Here is a 17,339-nt window from a genome sequence, read left to right as displayed (position 1 = left end):
TGCTGCTGGCGGATTGGACGGAGTGACAGGACCGATTCCGGTCCGTGAGGGAGGTCCGATTTCGCCCCTGCCGGGGGCGCCTGTGCCCGCGAAGCGTGTATTCGCCTGCCGCCCGGGCAGTGGAAGAACTCGTTCCTGGATAGCGGAAAACCGTGTGCGTTCGTACGCACAGGAGGAGATGAATATGTCCCGGAAGGAAAAGGCCAAGGGCAAGGCCGAGGAGATCAAGGGCATGGCCAAGGAGCGTGTCGGCGATCTCACCGGCAACGAGTCTCTGCAGGCCAGAGGCAAGGCAGAGAAGGCCAAGGCCAATCTGCGGCAGGCAAAGGAGAAGGCGAAGGACGCCTTCAAGAAATAGCGTTCGGCAACGGCGGCGGAAGCCCTTCTGGAATGGGCTTCCGCCGCCGTCCGCCGTCCGGCGACGGGTGAGCGGTCCAGTTCAGCGTCCTCTGCGCACGTAGGCGCGGAGCGACAGCGGGACGAAGATCACCAGCAGCGCGGCCGACCAGAGCAGGACGGCGGTCACCGGATGCGCGAGTGGCCAGGCCACGTTTCCGGACGGGGCGCCCGGGTTGCCGAACAGCTCCCGTGAGGCGGCGGTGAGCGCGCTCACCGGGTTCCAGTCGGACAGGAAGCGCAGCCAGCCCGGCATGCCGTCGGTCGGGACGAACGCGTTCGACAGCATCGTGAACGGCAGTCCCAGCGGCACCATCGCGTCGGCGACCTGGTCGTTCTTCACCGCCAGACCCACATAGACGCCCACCCAGCTCAGCGCGTACCGCAGAAGGATCATCAGCAGGAACGCCTGGGCCGTGGGGATGAGGCCGCGGTGCGGCTGCCAGCCCACCAGCAGGCCCGTGCCCACCATGATGGCCAGCATCAGCAGGCCGGTCAGCAGGTCGGCGCCGGTCTGCCCGAACGGCACCGCCACGCGCGCCATCGGCATGGAGCGGAACCGGTCCATCACACCGCGGGAGGCGTCGGTGGCCATCCGCGTCATGACCCCCAACCACGCGGAGAAGGTCACCATCGCGAACAGGCCGGGCATGAGGTACTCGCGGTAGTCGCCGCCGTCCGGCACCTGGATCGCGCTGCCGAAGACGTACCCGAACAGCACCACCATGATGACCGGGAAGACCAGCGCGGCGATGATCTGTCCGGGTTCTTGCCGCAGCCGTCCCAGCTCGCGGCCGACCAGGGTCAGCCCGTCGAGGAAGGTCCAGCGCAGGCGACCGAGTGGTGAGGTGAGGGCGGTCATCGGACGGACTCCTTGCGGTCGGTGAGGCGCAGGAACACCTCGTCCAGGGTGGGACGGCGCAGGCTCACGTCGGCGGCGGCGACTCCGGCGCGGTCGAGTTCGCGCACGATGTCGGCGAGCCGGAGGCCGCCGCCGGGCAGGGCGACGCTGAGCCGATCGGCGCCCGTCGTCGTGGGATCGGCGCCGGTGAGGGTGTTCAGGACGGTCATCGCCACGGGCATCGCGGCGGGGTCCTCAAGGGTGACGTCGAGGCGGTCGCCGATCGTGGCCTTCAGCTCGTCCGGTGTGCCCGTGGCGATCACCTGTCCGCGGTCGACGACGGCGATGTCGTCGGCCAGCCGGTCGGCCTCGTCCAGGTACTGCGTGGTGAGCAGCACCGTGGTGCCGTCCGCCACCAGCTCGCGGACGTTGTCCCAGATCTCGCCGCGGCTGCGCGGGTCCAGGCCGGTGGTCGGCTCGTCCAGGAAGAGCACCTCGGGGCGCAGGATGAGGCTGGTGATCAGGTCGAGGCGGCGCCGCATGCCGCCGGAGTAGCCGGCGACCTGCCGATCGGCGGCGTCCATCAGACCGAAGCGTTCGAGCAGCTCGTCGGCCCGCCGGTGCGCCTCGCGCCGGGACAGGTGGGACAGGCGCCCGAACATGCGCAGGTTGCCGCGGCCGGTGAGCTTCTCGTCCACGGCGGCGTACTGGCCCGCGAGCCCGATCCTGGCGCGCACCTTGCCTGCCTCACGGACGACGTCGTATCCGGCGATGCGGGCGTGCCCGGCATCGGGATCGGACAAGGTCGCCAGGATGCGCACCGCGGTCGTCTTCCCCGCGCCGTTCGGCCCCAGCACGCCGCAGACCGTTCCTCTCGGGACGCTCAGGTTCAGACCCCGCAGGGCATGGGCGTCGCCGAAGGACTTGTGCAGCCCTTCGGCGACCACGAGCGGATCAGGCATGACTCCTCCACTGGGTACTTTGTACGCGGTTACGGCGGTCACGCTAAAGCACTGGGTACTATGTACGCAACAAGGAGGTTGAACGGTGACCGACGCCGAGCACGTGAGCATCTGGATGCGGCCCGAGCGCCCGGCCCGCGGGCCGAGGCCGGTCTACAGCCGCGCGCAGATCACCGAGGCGGCCGTCCGGATCGCCGACGCCGAAGGGCTGGAGGCCGCCACCATGCGGCGGATCGCCGCCGAGATCGGCGCCGGCGCGATGTCCCTCTACCGGTACGTCCCGAGCCGCGACGACCTGGTCGAGCTCATGGCCGACCAGGTCATGGGCGAGATCGACGTCACGGGCATGCCCTCGGGCGACTGGCGCGCCGACCTGACCCGCTATGCCGACGGGCTGCGGGCCATGTGGCTGAGGCACCCGTGGATCTCCACCGTGCAGCGGTCGCTCCCCAGCTTCGGCCCCAACCAGCTGCTCTTGATCGAACGGCTGATGGGAGTGCTCGACGCCTTCGTCTCCATCGACGAGAACCTCGGCCTCATCGCCATGCTGAACGGCTACATCGAGGGCACCGTCCGCGAGGAGATCAGCTCGGCCAGGGAATTCCGCCGCAGCGGGCTCAGCGAGTCGGAGTGGATGGCGCGGAGCTACCCGTACATCGACCGGCTGGTGAAGAGCGGGGACTACCCGATCTTCACCAAGATCGTGATGGAGGCGCGCCAGCCGCACCTGAGCCGCGACGACCAGCTCCGGTACGGGCTCCAGCGCGTCCTCGACTGCATCGCCGCGGCCCTCCCGCCAACGGCCGGGTCTCCGATGCCGGCGCACCGAGAGGGGCAGGAAGAACAGGACGGGCCAGGCTCGTAGTCGACCATCCGAGAGGGAACAGACGCACAAACCATGCGTGATCACCTGGCGCGGACGAGCTGGACGGGAGCGACGGCGTCGAGGGCGAGCAGGCGGTCGATCTCGTCCGGATCGATGGGAAGGCCGCGGACGGCAATGTGGGCCGATATGTACGTGCGTACATTGGATGTGTACGCTTGTACGTATGATGTCCGATTTCGATGACCGCTCGATGCGCGAACGGATGCTCGCCGGCGACCTCTACATCGCCGACGACCCCGAGCTGGCCGAGCGCAACCTGCGCGCCATGGACCTGATGGACGCCTACAACGCGACGTCGGCCCGCGATCCGCGGGAGCGGCGCCGGCTGCTCACCGAGCTGCTGGGCGCGATCGGCGAGGGCACGGAGATCCGGCCGCCGCTGCGGGTCGACTACGGCAGCCACCTCCGCATCGGCGCCCGGTCGTTCGCCAACTTCGGCCTCGTCGCCCTGGACGTCGCGCCGATCGTCATCGGCGACGACGTGCAGATCGGCTCCTACGTGCAGCTCATGACGCCGACGCACCCGCTCGACCCGGAGCTCCGCCGGGCGAAGTGGGAGGCCGCCGAGCCGATCACCATCGGCGACAACGTGTGGCTGGGCAGCGGGGCGATCGTCCTGGGCGGCGTCACGATCGGGGAGAACACCGTGGTCGGCGCCGGCGCGGTGGTCACCCGGGATCTCCCGGCGAACGTCGTCGCGGTGGGCAATCCCGCCCGCGTGATCCGCACGATCGAGCCGGCCACGCCGTGAGCGGCCCCGCCACCCCGCGGCGGCCTCGCCGGCACGACCCCGGGCGGCGGGACCGGCTGATCGACGCGGCGCTCACCGTCATCGCCGAGCGCGGCGTCGCCGGGACGACGCACCGGGAGATCGCCCGCGCCGCGGACGTGCCGCTGGGCTCGATGACCTACCACTTCACGTCGCTGGACGAGGTGCTCGCCGAGGCGTTCACCCGGCACGCCGACTCGGTGGCCCGCGTCTTCGACGAGCGCCTGAGCGCCGCAAGGGACCGCGACGCGGCGGCCGAAGCCGTCATCACACTCGTCTCGGACGACCTGCTCGGCTCGCGGCACGACCTCGTCCTCACCGTGGAGCTGTACGTGGCCGCGGCGCGCAACCCGGCCCTGCGGGTCGTCACCCAGGCCTGGATGGCGCGCAGCCGCCGGGCGCTGGAGCGCCACTTCGACGCCACCACCGCCCGCGAGCTCGACGCGCTCATCGAAGGGCTCGTGCTGCACAGCGCCCTGTCGACCGACCCGATGACGCCCGAGCAGATCCGCCACGCCATCCACCGGTACCTGCGCTGATCCCCTCCGCCGCGCCTACGCGACGCGCCTACGCGATCGGAAAGCCGATGTCCGCTGCCCCTCCCACCGCGCCCACCCGCCAGGCCCGCCTGGCCCGCGCCGCCGTCGCCGCGCTGTTCCTCACGAACGGCGCCGTGTTCTTCAACATCGTCCCGCGATACCCGCAGATCAAGGCCGAGCTCGGCCTGAGCAACGCCGTCTTCGGCACCGCGCTGGCCGCGCACCCGATCGGCGCGCTGCTGGCCGGGCTGCTCGCCGGAGCCGCCATCCGCCGCTTCCGCTCCGCGCGCGTGGCGTCGCTGGGGATCGTGGTGACCACTGTCGCGACGCTGTTCATCCCCCTTGTGCCGAACTGGGTCGCATTCGGCGGCGTGCTGTTCGTCGTGGGCGCTCTCGACGCGGTCGTCGACGTCGCGCAGAACGCCCACGGCCTGCGGGTGCAACGTCTGTACGGCCGGTCCATCGTCAACTCGCTGCACGGCGTGTGGAGCATCGGCGCGGTCCTGGGCGGCCTGATGGGCTCGGCCGCCGCCGGCCTCGACATGCCCCTCGCGGTCCACCTGGGCATCTCCGCGACGCTGTTCAGCGTGACCGCCCTCGTCGCCTACCGGTTCCTGCTCCCCGGCCCGGAAGACGCCGAACGCCCTGCCGAGGCCCAGGACGGCCACCCGGCCCGGGCCGAGACCCAGGACGGCCGGCCGGCCCGCCGCGCCGGCCGGCGCTCGTTCACCGGCGCCGCCGTACGGATGCTGGCCGCGCTCGGCGTGCTGGCCGCGTGCGGCACCCTCGTCGAGGACGCCGGCGCGTCCTGGGGCGCCCTCTACCTGAGCGGCGACCTGCGCACCGACGCCGCCACGGCCGGTCTGGCCGTCGTGGCCCTCCAGGTCGCCATGACCGTCGGCCGCCTCACCGGCGACCGCGTCGTGGACCGCTTCGGGCAGCGCACCGTCGTGCGTTCCGGAGGGGCGCTGGCCGCGGTCGGCATGGGCGCCGCCCTGGCCATGCCGTCGGTTCCGACCGCGCTGGCCGGCTTCGCCCTCGCCGGGCTCGGCGTCGCCACCCTCGTTCCGGCCGCCATGCACACCGCCGACGAACTGCCCGGCCTGCCCGCCGGCGCCGGACTGACCATCGTCAGCTGGCTGCTGCGCGGAGGGTTCCTGCTGTCGCCTCCCCTCGTCGGGTTCGTCGCCGACCTCACCAGCCTGCGCGTCGGCCTGCTCTCCGTCGTCCTGGCCGGCGCCGTCACGTTCGTCCTGGCCCGCGTCCTGGTGAACCGCACCCCCGCCTGAACCGCCGCGCCCGCCGCCGTTGACACGTCTCCGAAAGGAGATCTACGATCTCATCGAATCGATTCGCTAACATCCCTAAACACGCCTGGTTATACCTGCACCCCTGTATGCCGAATCGATTCCCTTCGTGGCCCTCCCCCCATCCCTCGAAGGAGCCACCCAAGATGAAGACCACCCCACGCCGCGCATTGGCCGCGATGCTCATCGCCGTCACCCTCCAGACTGTCCCGGCGCCGGCGCAGGCCGCGGACGAATCCATCAGCGTCGACTTCTCCGTGGCCGGCGGCGCACCGGCCTACCGCGCGTCCGGCTGGATCTACGGCATGACGGAGAACGCGTCAGGACCGGCGGACCACTTCTTCCGCGATGTGAAGTTCCGGTACATGCGGGCCGGCGGCGCGCAACTCGGCTCGCCGGGCGGCTGGGTATCGGGCGCCTACGACCGCAGGTGGAACGCGACGCTGGCCCAGGCCCGCCGGACGATCGCGCTCGGCGGCCAGTTCATCATCCTCCCGCACGACCTGTGGGGAGCCGACGGGTATCCGATCTCGCGCTTCCCGGGCGACAACGGCGACTGGTCCGACTACGACGCCTTCCTCACCCGCCTGATCAACGACGTGCGGGCTGCCGGGATCACCGTGCAGTGGGACATCTGGAACGAGCCCAACATCTCCCTGTTCTGGAACCGCCCGCAGGCCCAGTACTTCGAGCTGTGGCGCCGCAGCTACCAGCGCATCCGCGCCGCGTTCCCCGGCCACCTGATCGTCGGCCCCAGCTGCGCCTGCGTGCCCTCCACCACGCACCCGTTCTGGAACGCCTACCTCGACTTCGTCCGCGCCAACAACGTCGTCCCCGACATCGTCAGCTGGCACTCCCTCCCCGGCGACCCGGTGGCCAACGTGGCGGCCGCCAACGCCACGCTCGACGGGCGCGGCATCCCGCATCCGCGGCCGTACCAGATCAACGAGTACGCCGCGGCCAACGAGCAGAACCCGGGAGACGGCGCGTGGTACATCGCCCGCCTGGAGCGGGCGGGCGCCGACGGGCTGCGCGCGAACTGGGCCAGTGCCGGCAACCTGCACAACGATCTGGCGAGCCTGCTCGTCCGCAACAGCGCGGGGCAGCACCTGCCCAAGGGCGAGTGGTGGGTCTACCGCTTCTACGGCTCCCAGACCGGCCAGATCGTCTCGGTGACCCCGAGCACGTCCTACGACGCCTTCGCCACCAGGACGACCGGCGCGGCCAAGGTCCTCGTGGGCGGCGGCGGGACGACCGGCAACGTCGCCGTCGGTCTCCGGCGGCTCGACGCCACCAGCGGCATCGTGCAGAACAACCAGGTCCGCGCGATCGTCCAGCGCATCCCGTTCAACGGCGGCGGCGCCGTCCAGGGGCCGATCACCGTTCAGGACACGGTCCTGACGCTGTCCGGCAACGCCGCCACGCTGAACCTGCCGCACACCAACGCCGACGACACGTTCACCGTCACCCTGCTGCCGCCGTCGGACGCCGGCTTCCAGTCCGTCGCCGTCGCGCAGCACTCCCAGCAGTGCCTGGACAACACCGACCTCGGCACGGCCGACGGCAACGTGCAGCAGCAGTTCTCCTGCGAAGGCGGCGACCAGCAGCTGTGGAACTTCCGGCCGGTCGCCGGCGTGGCGAACACCTACACGCTGGTCAACCAGCAGAGCGGGAAGTGCCTCGACGTGAGCGGGTCCTCCACGGCCGACGGCGCGCCGGTGCGCCAGTGGACGTGCGCGGGCGGAGCGCAGAACCAGCAGTTCACCTTGCGCAGGGTCACCTACGCGGGCAACGATCCCCGGGACCACCAGCTCGTTGCCCGCCACAGCGGCAAGTGCGTCGACGTCAGCACCATCTCGACCGCGCCCAGGGCTCCCGTCCACCAGTGGACCTGCAACCCGGCCGGCCAGGCCAGCCCGCTCAACCAGACCTGGCGGCTCTGGGGCCGCTGAGCGTCACGTCCTGCGCCTCTCGTGGGCGGCGGCCAGGTGGAGGTAGGCACTGGCCGTCCAGGTGTAGGCGCGGTCGCGCAGTCCCTCGCCGGTGCGGGCGTCGAAGTTCTCGGCGAACCCCGACGCCTCGCACAGCGCGCGGAAGCGGGCGCTGATCTCGTCGGCCAGGTCCGGGTAACCGGCGCGGCGCAGCCCGTCCTCGATCAGTACGGTCGAGGGCGCCCAGATGGGGCCGCGCCAGTAGCCGTCGTCCAGGTAGTGCGGCGAGCCGGGCAGCTCGGTGGCGGGCCCGAACGCGGTCAGGTGCCGCTCGATCCGGGCGGCCAGCGCCGCCCGGACGGGGTGCGGCAGCTCCTCCCCCAGCACGATCGGCATGAGGTCGAGCAGGCTGGAGCTGGACCAGGTACGCCCCGAGAGCGCGCCCCGGGCGACGAACTTCTCGCCGTCCCACAGCTCGGCCAGGAGCGCGTCGCGCATCCGGTCGGCCTGCGTACTCCACCGGGCGGACGTGCCCGGATCGGGGGCCAGGCGGGCCAGCTCGCGCAGCTGCAGCACGAGGAACGCGGCCAGGTCGGCGGTCTCGACGACGCGCTCGGGGTCGAAGGTGGTGGCGTTGTCCCAGCCGCTGTCGTTGCCGTGCTGGTAGTGCGGCAGCGTCCGGCCCGGGGCGCGCCGGGCGTCGAGCCAGAACGTGGTCCAGCGTTCCAGCAGCCGGTAGGTCTCGGCCGGGTCGGGAGGTAGCGGGAGGTGGCGCAGGGCCCAGCCGTGGATGGGGGGCTTGACGAAGTTGTAGAGGATCTCGGAGTGGGTGACGGAGTCGGGCAGCGCGCCGGCGGCGTCCTGGTGGTCGAAGGGCAGGTGGTACTGGTCCCAGGCCAGGTCGGGCAACCCTTCGCCGAGGGCGATGGCGTTGAAGCAGTGGTCCCAGCTCCAGACCTTGTCCATCCAGTGCTTGGACATGAGCACGGCGGGCCGGGTGACGAACCCGGCGGGGCGTACGGTGGCCGACCACAGCACGTAGGCGGCCAGTTCGGCGGCGGGCGTGCGATCGCCGCGCCAGGGCGCGACCGCCGCGGCGAACGCGTCGAACTCGGCCCGCGCGGCCTTCACCACCTGCTCGAAGGCGTGACCGCTCAGGTAGGGGGCGCGGGCGGTCTCGTACTCCTCGATGGCGATCTCCCATTCGCCGCCGAGGACGAGACCGCGTTCGGCGCTGCCCAGCGTCTGCGCGCCGAGGTGTTCGGCCTGCCCGCCGAGGAGGGTGATCCGGTAGCGGCGGCCGGTCTGGTAGACGGTGAAGACGTACGATCCGTCGACGGGGTCCCGGTAGAAGTACGGGCCGCTGAACGGCGTCAGGACCGGGTCGGCGGCCAGCAGGTGGAGCCCGAGGCCGCGGCCGCGCACGCGTACGGTGTCGGCGCTCTCGTAGGCGAGGTCGATCCGGCCGCCGCCACCGCTCCAGGTGAGCTGGTGCGGGGTGGCGGTGACGGCGGCCTCGGCGGTGGGGATCAGCCGCAGGATCGCGTGCATGCCGGTCTGGTGCGAGACCAGGTGCACATCCTCGGCGTAGGTCTTCTCCGCCACCACGGGCGAGAAGCCGAACCAGGATCCGCGGTAGCTGAACGGGATTTCCCGCAGGGAGAACACCGGGCCTGAAGCGGCGACGGTCATGAAGCGAGGGTCCCTTCTCAATCTTTGACGGCGCCCGCGGTGACGCCGGCGGCGACGTAGCGCTGGGCGACGACGAGCAGGATCGTGGCCGGGACGGAGGCGATCACGGCGGTGGCCATGATGGCGTTCCACTCCTGGTTGTTGTTGCCGATGTAGTGGTAGATGCCGAGGGTGATGGGCTGGTGGTCGCCGCCCTGGTCGAGGGTGGAGGCGAAGATGAAGTCCGACCACGCCCACAGGAAGGCGAACAGCGACACCGTGATGAGCGAGTTGCGGCTGACGGGCAGCACGATCGAGACGAACGTACGCACCACCCCGGCGCCGTCGGTGCGGGCGGCCTGCAGCAGTTCCTCGGGGATGCCGGACATGAACGTGGTCAGGATCAGCACCGCGAACGGCACGGCGAGGGTGGAGTCGGCCACGATCAGCCCGGGAACGGTGTTGAGCACGCCGGTGGACAGGAAGACGGCGTAGAAGCCCATCGCCATGATGATCCCGGGGATCATCTGCGCGACGAGCAGCACGAAGCTCAGCGCTCCGCCGCCGCGCGGGCGCAGCTTGGCCAGCGAGTACGCCGCCGGCGCCGCGAGCAGCAGGGTCAGCGCCACCGTCCCCAGCCCGACGACCAGGCTCACCCCCAGATAGGGCAGCTGCTGGTCCAGCACCGTCCGGTAGCCGTCCAGCGTGCCGTCGACCGGGAACCAGTTCGGCGGGCTCTTGCGCATGTCCTGGTCACGGGTGAACGACACGTTGATCATCCAGTAGACCGGGAACAGCATCACGGCGGTCAGCACCAGCCCGATCGCGGTCTTGAGGCGCCTCATGCCAGGGCCTGCCTGCGCTGCGCGCGGATGTAGACCAGCCCGAAGACCAGCGCCGTCAGGATGAGCAGGTTGCCCACGGCGGCGCCGGGTCCGAAGGCGGGCACCAGGTTGCCGAACCCGAGCCGGTAGGACCAGGTCGCGAACGTGGTCGAGGCCCCGCTCGGCCCGCCCTTGGTCATGATCCAGATGATGTCGAACACCTTCAGCGTGTAGACCAGGCCGAGCAGCAGCGTGATCGCCGACACCGGCCGCAGCAGCGGGAACGTCACCTTCCAGAACCGCTGCCACCCGCCCGCCCCGTCCAGCGCGGCGGCCTCGTAGATGGCCGGCGGGATCGCCTGCAGCCCGGAGTAGAGGACGACGAGGTTGAACGGGATGCCGATCCAGATGTTGGCGATGATGACGGACCAGAGCGACCAGTCCGGAGAGGTCAGCCAGTTGACCGGCCCGATCCCGAACCAGTCCAGGACGGCGTTGACCACGCCGGAGTCGCTGTTGAGCATCCACGACCACGTCGAGGCCGACACGATCAGCGGCAGCAGCCACGGCACCAGGAACAGCCCCCTGAGCGTGGCGGACAGCCGGAAGTTCTTCAGGAAGAACAGCGCCAGCGCGAGCCCGATGACGAACTGGAAGGCCAGCGAGACCAGCGTGAACACCACCGTGTGCCACAGCGCGGGCCCGAAGGTCGCGTCCGCGAAGACCTTGGCGTAGTTGGCGAACCCGGCGAACGGGGCGTCGCCCTGCACGAACGAGCGCACCGTGTAATTACGCAGGCTCAGCTCGGCGTTGCGGTAGAGCGGATAGGCGTAGAAGGCCAGCAGGTAGAGCACGACCGGGGCGAGGAAGGCCCAGGCCGCCCACTGGCCCGACCGCGCGCGTGCCGCCCGGTGACCGTGGGCCGTCGTCCGGGCGGAACGCACGGGTTCCTGTATGACTCGGCTCATGCCGGCTACTGGGTCGCGCTCGCCGCGGCCGACTGGGCCGCCGTCATCGCCTCCTGCGGGGACTTGGACCCGCTCAGCGCCGCCTGCATCGCGCCCCACATCGGCTCCGAGATCTTCGGGTACTTGGTGCCCAGGTCGTCGCTGGTGCGGCCCTTGGCCGCCTTGACCGCGTCCACCCACACCTTCAGCTCGGGGTCGGCCGCCACCTGCTTGGCCTGCACCGCGTCGGTGGGCGCGACGTAGGACAGGGTGGTGGTCGTGGCGAGCGAGTTGTCGGTGCTGGTCAGGCAGGTCACGAGCTTCTGCGAGGTGGCGTAGCGGCCGGTGTCGGACTGGACCGGGACGCTGACGAACTCGCCGCCGGTGGGCGCGGGCGCGGTGCCGCCCGCCTTGCCGGGGACCGGGATGATGCCGTACTCGAAGCCGGTCTTCTTGGCGTTGGCGAGCTGCCAGGTGCCGTTCTCGGCGAAGGCGAAGTCGCCGGTGGCGAACTCCTGCCAGCTCGTCGTCTGGGTGTTGTTGATGACCGAGTTGGGGGCGTACCCCTTCTTCAGCCAGTCGCTCCACAGCGCCACGGCCGAGACGCCCTCGGGCGAGTCGAGCTTGGTGAGAGCGGCGCCGGAGCCCCAGAACCAGGGCAGGAACTGGAAGCTGCCCTCCTCTGTGCCGATCGCCGAGAAGGTGATGCCCTTCTTCCCGGCCGCCTTCACCTTCTCCAGCGCCGCCGTCAGCGAGGGCCAGTCCTTCACCGCGGCGATGTCCACCCCGGCCTTCTTCAGGACGTCCTTGTTGTAGTACAGGGCCAGGGTGTTGGCGCCGATCGGGACACCGTAGGTCTTGCCGCCGCTCTGACCTGCGGCCAGCAGGTTCGGCGCGATCGCGGAGACGTCGAGCTTGTTCTGCTCGGTGGTCGTCAGGACGCCGGCCTCGGCCAGCGTCGAGACCACCGGGTTGTCCACGATCAGCACGTCCGGCGCGTTGCCCTGCTGGGCCGCCAGCAGCGCCTTGTTGGTCAGGTCGCTGGTGTCGTAGCCGGTGCGCTCGACCTTGACCCCGGCGTCGGTGCCGCACTTGTCCAGCAGCTTCACCCACTCCGAGCTCTTGTCGTACTGCGGGTACGGGTCCCAGATCGTGTACGTCCCGCCCCCGGTGGCCTGACCGGCGGTCGCCGGGCCGCCGTCGGACGATGACGAGCAGGCGACCAGCCCGCCCACGGCGGCCAGGACCGCCAGACTCGCGCCGGCCGCACGCCGGCTCCTTGCCGCTGATCTCATTGAGCTGACCTCCGCTGACACGCGTGACGAGGTTGTTCAGGAACGAAGTCGAATCGATTCGCCGAATCGGTTCGACCGAAGATAGGCCCGCTCCGCCGTAGGCGTCAATGGGCGGGGACGTCGCGACGCAGTGCCACGTCATGAACCGGTTCGACCTACGATGGTCGCCGACCGGCGGAATCGGACGAGGAGCACGGGTGAACATCGGAGAGATCGCCAAGCGGGCGGGCGTGTCGCGCAGCACCGTCTCGTACGCGCTCACCGGCAAGCGCCCGGTGTCGGAGGAGACCAAGCGCCGCATCCTGACGGTCATCGACGAGCTGGGCTACCGGCCCAACGCCTCGGCCAGGGCGCTGAAGGAGGGCCGCACCCGCACGATCGGCCTGGTCATCCCGCCGGCCAGCCAGCGGCTGACCGACATGCAGCTCGGCTTCGTGGCCAGCGTGGTCGACGCCGCCGCCCGCGCCGACCTGGACGTCCTGCTGTCGCCTTCCGGCGGCGAGCACGACCGCTCCTTCGAGCGCATCGTCACCGGCCGGCGCGTGGACGGCGTCATCCTCATGGAGATCCGGCTGGAGGACGACCGGGTCGCCCGGCTGCAGGAGCTCGGCCTGCCGTTCGTCGGCATCGGCCGCACCCGGCACCCGGAGGACATGTCCTGGGTGGACATCGACTACGAGACGCTGATCGCCAAGTGCGTCCACCACCTGGCCGACCTCGGCCACCGGCGGCTGGCGCTGGTCAACCGCAACGCCGAGCTGGTCGCCGCCGGCTACGGCCCCGGCCACCGGGCGCAGGCCGGCTTCGACCGCGCCATCGCCGAACGCGGCCTGCGCGGCGTGCGGGTCTGCTGCGCCGACGACGCCCAGGCCGGGCAGGCCTGCCTGCAGCAGCTCCTCGCCGAGCACCCGGGGCTGACCGCCGTCGCCACCATCAACGAGGCGGCGGTGTCCGGCATGTACCGGGGGCTGGCCGAAGCGGGCCTGAGCGTGCCCGGCGACTTCTCCATCGCCGGCGTCGCGGCCCAGCACTGGGCCGAGAACCTGCACCCGCCGCTCACCGCCGCCGACGTCCCGGCCGACGAGATGGGCGCCCGCGCCGTCGAGCTGCTCATCCAGCGCGTCGCCGACCCCGGCACCCCGCAGCGCCACCTGCTGGTGGCCCCGCCCATCTCGCTGCGCGGCACCACCGGCCCCGCCCGCCCGCGCGGCTGATCGGTCCGGAGCCACCGTCCGCGTGACGGCGGCATGTCATCCACGTTTCCGGCTCTTGACCGCCGTGCCGGGAGACGCTTATGGTCCAGTCGAATCGATTCGACCATATTCCCGCCACTCCCCGAACGGGAAAGACGCATGGCTCAACCCTCATCCCGGCGGGCACGCACCGCCGTCCTCGCCGCCACGCTCGCGCTGACCGCGATCCCGGCGGCCGCCTTACCGGCGCTCGGCGCCGCACAGGCGGCGGCCCCGAACCTCGTCCTGCACTACGACTTCGAAGGGGACCTGTCCGGCGGCACCGTCACGGACCGTTCTCCCTCGGGCCTCGACGGCACCCTGGCCAACCCCGGCGCTGCCACCACCGCCGAGGGCCCCGACGGCACCAGGGCGTTGTCCCTGCCCGGCGGGGCGACCGGCTCCACCACCGCCCCCTACGTGACGATCCCGGGCGGCCTGTTCCGCGACCGCCACGCCATGACGATCTCGACCTGGCTGAAGTGGTCGGGCGGCCCTGACTTCCAGTGGGTCTACAACCTCGGCAAGGACGCCGGAACCGCCACCTTCGTCACCCCCTCCTTCGCCGGCGACGCGACCACCCGCTCGTCCATCAAGCCGGTCAACGGCAACACCGAGGTGGGCGTGCCCGGCACGCAGAAACTGCCGACCGGGCAGTGGGTCAATCTCGTCACCACGATCGACGGCAAGACCCTGACCTACTACGTCAACGGCGCCGCCGTCGGCAGCACCACGGCGGAGATCGACCTGGCCAAGGTGATGCACGCCGACGGCAACACCACCTCCGGCTTCCTGGGCAGGCCGTTCTGGGGCGGTCACCCGTTCCTGGACGGCGAACTGGACGACTTCCGCGTGTACGACGCCGCCATGGACGCCGGGCAGGTCGCCGACCTGGCCGGCGACCACCTGGCCACGATCACGAAGATCGAGCGGGCCTCCTTCGAGGTCACGACGTACTCCGAGATCGCGCCGGAACTGCCGAAGACCGCGAGCGCCGACTTCACCGACGGCATCCGCCGCGGCGTCCCCATCACCTGGGAGGCCGTCGATCCGGCCCGGTATGCCGAGCCCGGCCAGTTCACCGTCAAGGGCACCGCGCACGGCACCGCCGTCCAGGCCACGGTCAAGGTGATCGGCAACAACCTCACCGTCGACCTCGGCGCCGAGACCGGCGCCTTCCACGGCGGCGCGTCCGGCACCCTGTACGGGGTCTACGGCGACGGCGTCCCGGCCCGCAACCTCCTCGAAGGCATGAACCTGCGCACGGTCTCGACCAAGGCACAGGACGGCCCGCAACACCCGGGCGCCGACGCCCTGGAAGTGGTCAAGCCGCTGGCCGACAGCACCGGCGGCGACGTGTACATCTACATGACCGACATCTACCGCGGCTTCCCCTACCAGTGGCCCGGCAGCACCCCCGAGGCCAGGCTGAACGACTTCAAGGCCAAGATCGCCAAGCAGGTCGACCAGGTCCTCAAGCTCGACCCGAAATATCAGGACAACATCGTCTTCGTTCCGTTCAACGAGCCCGAGGGCAACATGTTCGGCACGGGCGAGTGGAGCTACGACCGGGTGAGCTGGCTCAGCGACCCCCGTGCCTACTTCAAGGCGTGGGACGAGGTCCACGCCCTGATCAAGGGCAAGATGCCGCACGCCAGGATCGCCGGCCCCAACACCAGCGTGCTCTACGACAGGGTCCAGGACTTCCTGCGGCACACCTCGCAGGCGGGCACCCTCCCCGAGGTCGTCACCTGGCACGAGCTGAGCAACCCGGCCGCCATCCGCACGAACGTCGCCAGGTACCGCGGCTGGGAGCGCGCCATCCTCGGCGACAAGCGGCTGCCGATCAACCTCAACGAGTACGCGCACAACTACCACACCTCGGTGCCCGGCCAGATGATCCAGTGGGCCTCGGCCATCGAGGAGTCGAAGGTCGACGCCGACATCGCGTACTGGAACATCGACGGCAACCTGTCCGACTCGGCCGTGCAGGCGAGCCGCGGCAACGGCCAGTGGTGGCTGCTCAACGCCTACGGCCAGATGACCGGCGACACGGTCAAGGTCACGCCGCCGCGCCCCGATGTGAGCTACACCCTCCAGGGTGTCGCCACCCTCGACAGGGCCAAGGCGCAGGCCCGCGTCCTGTTCGGCGGCACGTCGGGCAAGGCCGGCATCCGGTTCGACAACGTGGACACCGCGCTGTTCGGCGGCACCGTGCACGCGCTGGTCCAGGAGATCCCGTGGACCGGCCAGCTCGGCGACTCGCCCCAGCCCGAGGTCCTCGCCGAGCTCGACCGGCGGGTCGAGGGCGGCTCCGTGGCCTTCGACTTCGGCCAGGCGCTGCCCAGGCTCAAGGAGTCGTCGGCGTACCAGATCATCCTCAGCCCCGGCCGCGACGCCTCCTCCCCCGCCGCGCCGACCAGGCTCTGGCAGGCCACGTACGAGGCCGAGGACGCCGCCCACACCGGCAGCGCCTACCGCCGCGAGGGCCCGCAGGGCTCGCCGTCCAACGTCGGCCAGTACTACACCTCCGGCGGCCATGACGTCGGCGGCCTGCGCACCGGCTCCGACCTCACCCTGGACTTCAAGATCTCGGTGCCGCGGGACGGCACCTACGACCTGTCCGTCTTCGCCAACTCCATGAACACCGCCGACGCCGTCAGGGAGCAGGGCCCCACCAACGTCTTCCTCCGGGTCGACGGCGCGGCCGAGCAGGAGCTGCACCTGCCCCTCGGCTACCGCTGGCTGGTCTGGGACCACGCCGACACCGAGGTCAGGCTGACCAAGGGCGAGCACGTCCTCACCCTGGCCGCCAGGAGCCTCGACGGCACCCGCGCCACCAAGGGCGACGCGCTCGTCGACAAGATCGACCTCTCCCTCGCCAACCCCGCGGCGGCCGAGACGATCTACGAGGCCGAGTACGCCACCCTCAAGGGCGCCCGCGCCGGCTACACGCGTAAGACCGGCCACGCCGCCATCGGCAAGGACCAGACCGCCACCTTCTGGGTCTACTCCCCCGGCGAGGGCGAATCCACCCTCGCCGTCGACACCCTCGGCGGCGGCCGAGCCTGGCTCGACGTGAACGGCCGGCGCCTCACCGGCGTCAACGCCGACACCAAGGTCAAGGCGTTCCTGTCCGGCGGCATCAACAAGATCACGCTCACCGGCCAGTCCGGCACGCTCCGCCTCGACCGCCTCCGCGTCGCCAACACCGACGGCACTCTCAAGCCCACCTGGTACGAGGCCGAGGCCGCCCGGCTCGCCGGCACCGCCAAGGTCGCCGCCTACCCGCTGGCCGGCGGCGGCAAGGCCGTCACCGACGTCGGCGGCGCCCCCGGCAACGCCAGCACCCTCACCTTCGACGTCACCGCCCCCAGGAACGGGGCCTACGCCATGACCGTCCGCTACTCCAACCCCGAGCAGTCTCCCGCCTCCCACTACAATCCCGACCCGCTGGCCCGCCACGCCGACGTCTCCGTCAACGGCGCCCAGCCGCGACGCGCCTGGTTCCCCCACTCCTTCCACGCCGGCAACTTCTGGGAGCTGACCATCCCGGTCCAGCTCACGAAGGGAGCCAACACGATCGCCTTCGCCTCGCAGGAACTGCCGGACTTCGACGGCGACTCCTACAGCTCCGGGACGTTCCCCGACATCCTGCTCCGATCGAAGTACGCCCCCATCGTGGACAGGATCGCACTGACGCCCCTCGCCAGGTGACCCCTGAGAGACCGGGCGGGAA

The 17,339-nt window shown here is 70.8% G+C and carries 14 protein-coding genes; 8 read left to right on the top strand and 6 right to left on the bottom strand.

All coding sequences use genetic code 11. The annotated features are described in order from the left end of the window. The first annotated feature begins 184 nt into the window (after positions 1-184). Entirely contained in the window at positions 185-358 is a 174-nt protein-coding gene (locus ABZX61_RS55500) for a CsbD family protein (RefSeq protein WP_350732907.1), read from the top strand. Positions 359-439: 81 nt separating this feature from the next. Here the strand turns inward: ABZX61_RS55500 and ABZX61_RS55495 are convergent, their stop codons facing one another. Together ABZX61_RS55495 and ABZX61_RS55490 are read right to left on the bottom strand one after the other, a co-directional pair. Then, complete coding sequence (locus tag ABZX61_RS55495) at positions 440-1,258, bottom strand: ABC transporter permease (RefSeq protein ID WP_355208694.1); 819 nt, start codon at positions 1,256-1,258, stop codon at positions 440-442. After that, positions 1,255-2,199, bottom strand: a complete 945-nt coding sequence (locus ABZX61_RS55490; RefSeq protein ID WP_355208691.1) for an ATP-binding cassette domain-containing protein — start codon at positions 2,197-2,199, stop codon at positions 1,255-1,257. The genes ABZX61_RS55495 and ABZX61_RS55490 overlap by 4 nt, the downstream gene beginning before the upstream one ends. Before the next feature lie 85 nt (positions 2,200-2,284). On the opposite strand from ABZX61_RS55490, the gene ABZX61_RS55485 reads away from it, so the two are divergent. The 5 genes from ABZX61_RS55485 (at position 2,285) to ABZX61_RS55465 (ending at position 7,652) form a co-directional block, all read left to right on the top strand. Continuing rightward, positions 2,285-3,064 (top strand): TetR/AcrR family transcriptional regulator, encoded by a 780-nt coding sequence (locus tag ABZX61_RS55485; RefSeq protein ID WP_355208688.1) that lies wholly within the window; start codon positions 2,285-2,287, stop codon positions 3,062-3,064. Between the two features lie 187 nt (positions 3,065-3,251). Beyond that, complete coding sequence (locus ABZX61_RS55480; RefSeq protein WP_355208751.1) at positions 3,252-3,836, top strand: sugar O-acetyltransferase; 585 nt, start codon at positions 3,252-3,254, stop codon at positions 3,834-3,836. Next, positions 3,833-4,393 (top strand): TetR family transcriptional regulator, encoded by a 561-nt coding sequence (locus ABZX61_RS55475; RefSeq protein WP_355208685.1) that lies wholly within the window; start codon positions 3,833-3,835, stop codon positions 4,391-4,393. The genes ABZX61_RS55480 and ABZX61_RS55475 overlap by 4 nt, the downstream gene beginning before the upstream one ends. 47 nt (positions 4,394-4,440) lie before the next feature. Next, the gene (locus tag ABZX61_RS55470) at positions 4,441-5,682 is read left to right on the top strand and encodes an MFS transporter (protein ID WP_355208682.1); all 1,242 of its coding nucleotides are present in this window, start codon (positions 4,441-4,443) and stop codon (positions 5,680-5,682) included. A 164-nt stretch (positions 5,683-5,846) separates the two neighbouring features. Continuing rightward, positions 5,847-7,652 carry an RICIN domain-containing protein gene (locus ABZX61_RS55465; RefSeq protein WP_355208679.1) on the top strand — a complete coding sequence of 602 codons (1,806 nt, stop codon included), beginning with the start codon at positions 5,847-5,849 and terminating at the stop codon, positions 7,650-7,652. A gap of 3 nt (positions 7,653-7,655) precedes the next feature. Here ABZX61_RS55465 and ABZX61_RS55460 read toward each other — a convergent pair whose 3' ends face one another. From ABZX61_RS55460 to ABZX61_RS55445, 4 genes are read right to left on the bottom strand one after another with little or no spacing between them, the layout of a single operon-like run. Continuing rightward, the gene (locus ABZX61_RS55460; protein ID WP_355208676.1) at positions 7,656-9,323 is read right to left on the bottom strand and encodes a hypothetical protein; all 1,668 of its coding nucleotides are present in this window, start codon (positions 9,321-9,323) and stop codon (positions 7,656-7,658) included. 17 nt (positions 9,324-9,340) lie between these two features. Then, a complete protein-coding gene (locus ABZX61_RS55455) occupies positions 9,341-10,147 on the bottom strand; it encodes a carbohydrate ABC transporter permease (protein ID WP_355208673.1) in 807 nt (268 codons plus the stop codon). Beyond that, positions 10,144-11,070 carry a sugar ABC transporter permease gene (locus ABZX61_RS55450; RefSeq protein WP_355208670.1) on the bottom strand — a complete coding sequence of 309 codons (927 nt, stop codon included), beginning with the start codon at positions 11,068-11,070 and terminating at the stop codon, positions 10,144-10,146. Before ABZX61_RS55450 ends, ABZX61_RS55455 begins: the two co-directional genes overlap by 4 nt. Before the next feature lie 29 nt (positions 11,071-11,099). Beyond that, complete coding sequence (locus tag ABZX61_RS55445; protein ID WP_355208667.1) at positions 11,100-12,368, bottom strand: extracellular solute-binding protein; 1,269 nt, start codon at positions 12,366-12,368, stop codon at positions 11,100-11,102. A 197-nt stretch (positions 12,369-12,565) separates the two neighbouring features. On the opposite strand from ABZX61_RS55445, the gene ABZX61_RS55440 reads away from it, so the two are divergent. Further along, complete coding sequence (locus ABZX61_RS55440; RefSeq protein ID WP_355208664.1) at positions 12,566-13,582, top strand: LacI family DNA-binding transcriptional regulator; 1,017 nt, start codon at positions 12,566-12,568, stop codon at positions 13,580-13,582. A 138-nt stretch (positions 13,583-13,720) separates the two neighbouring features. Then, on the top strand, positions 13,721-17,317 hold the full coding sequence (locus tag ABZX61_RS55435) for a LamG-like jellyroll fold domain-containing protein (RefSeq protein WP_355208661.1): 3,597 nt from the start codon (positions 13,721-13,723) through the stop codon (positions 17,315-17,317). The last annotated feature ends 22 nt before the right edge of the window (positions 17,318-17,339 follow it).

This window comes from Nonomuraea sp. NPDC003709, assembly GCF_040610775.1.
In the GTDB taxonomy this organism is placed as follows: Bacteria; Actinomycetota; Actinomycetes; order Streptosporangiales; family Streptosporangiaceae; genus Nonomuraea; species Nonomuraea angiospora_A.
This window is presented reverse-complemented; position numbering and strand designations above follow the sequence as displayed.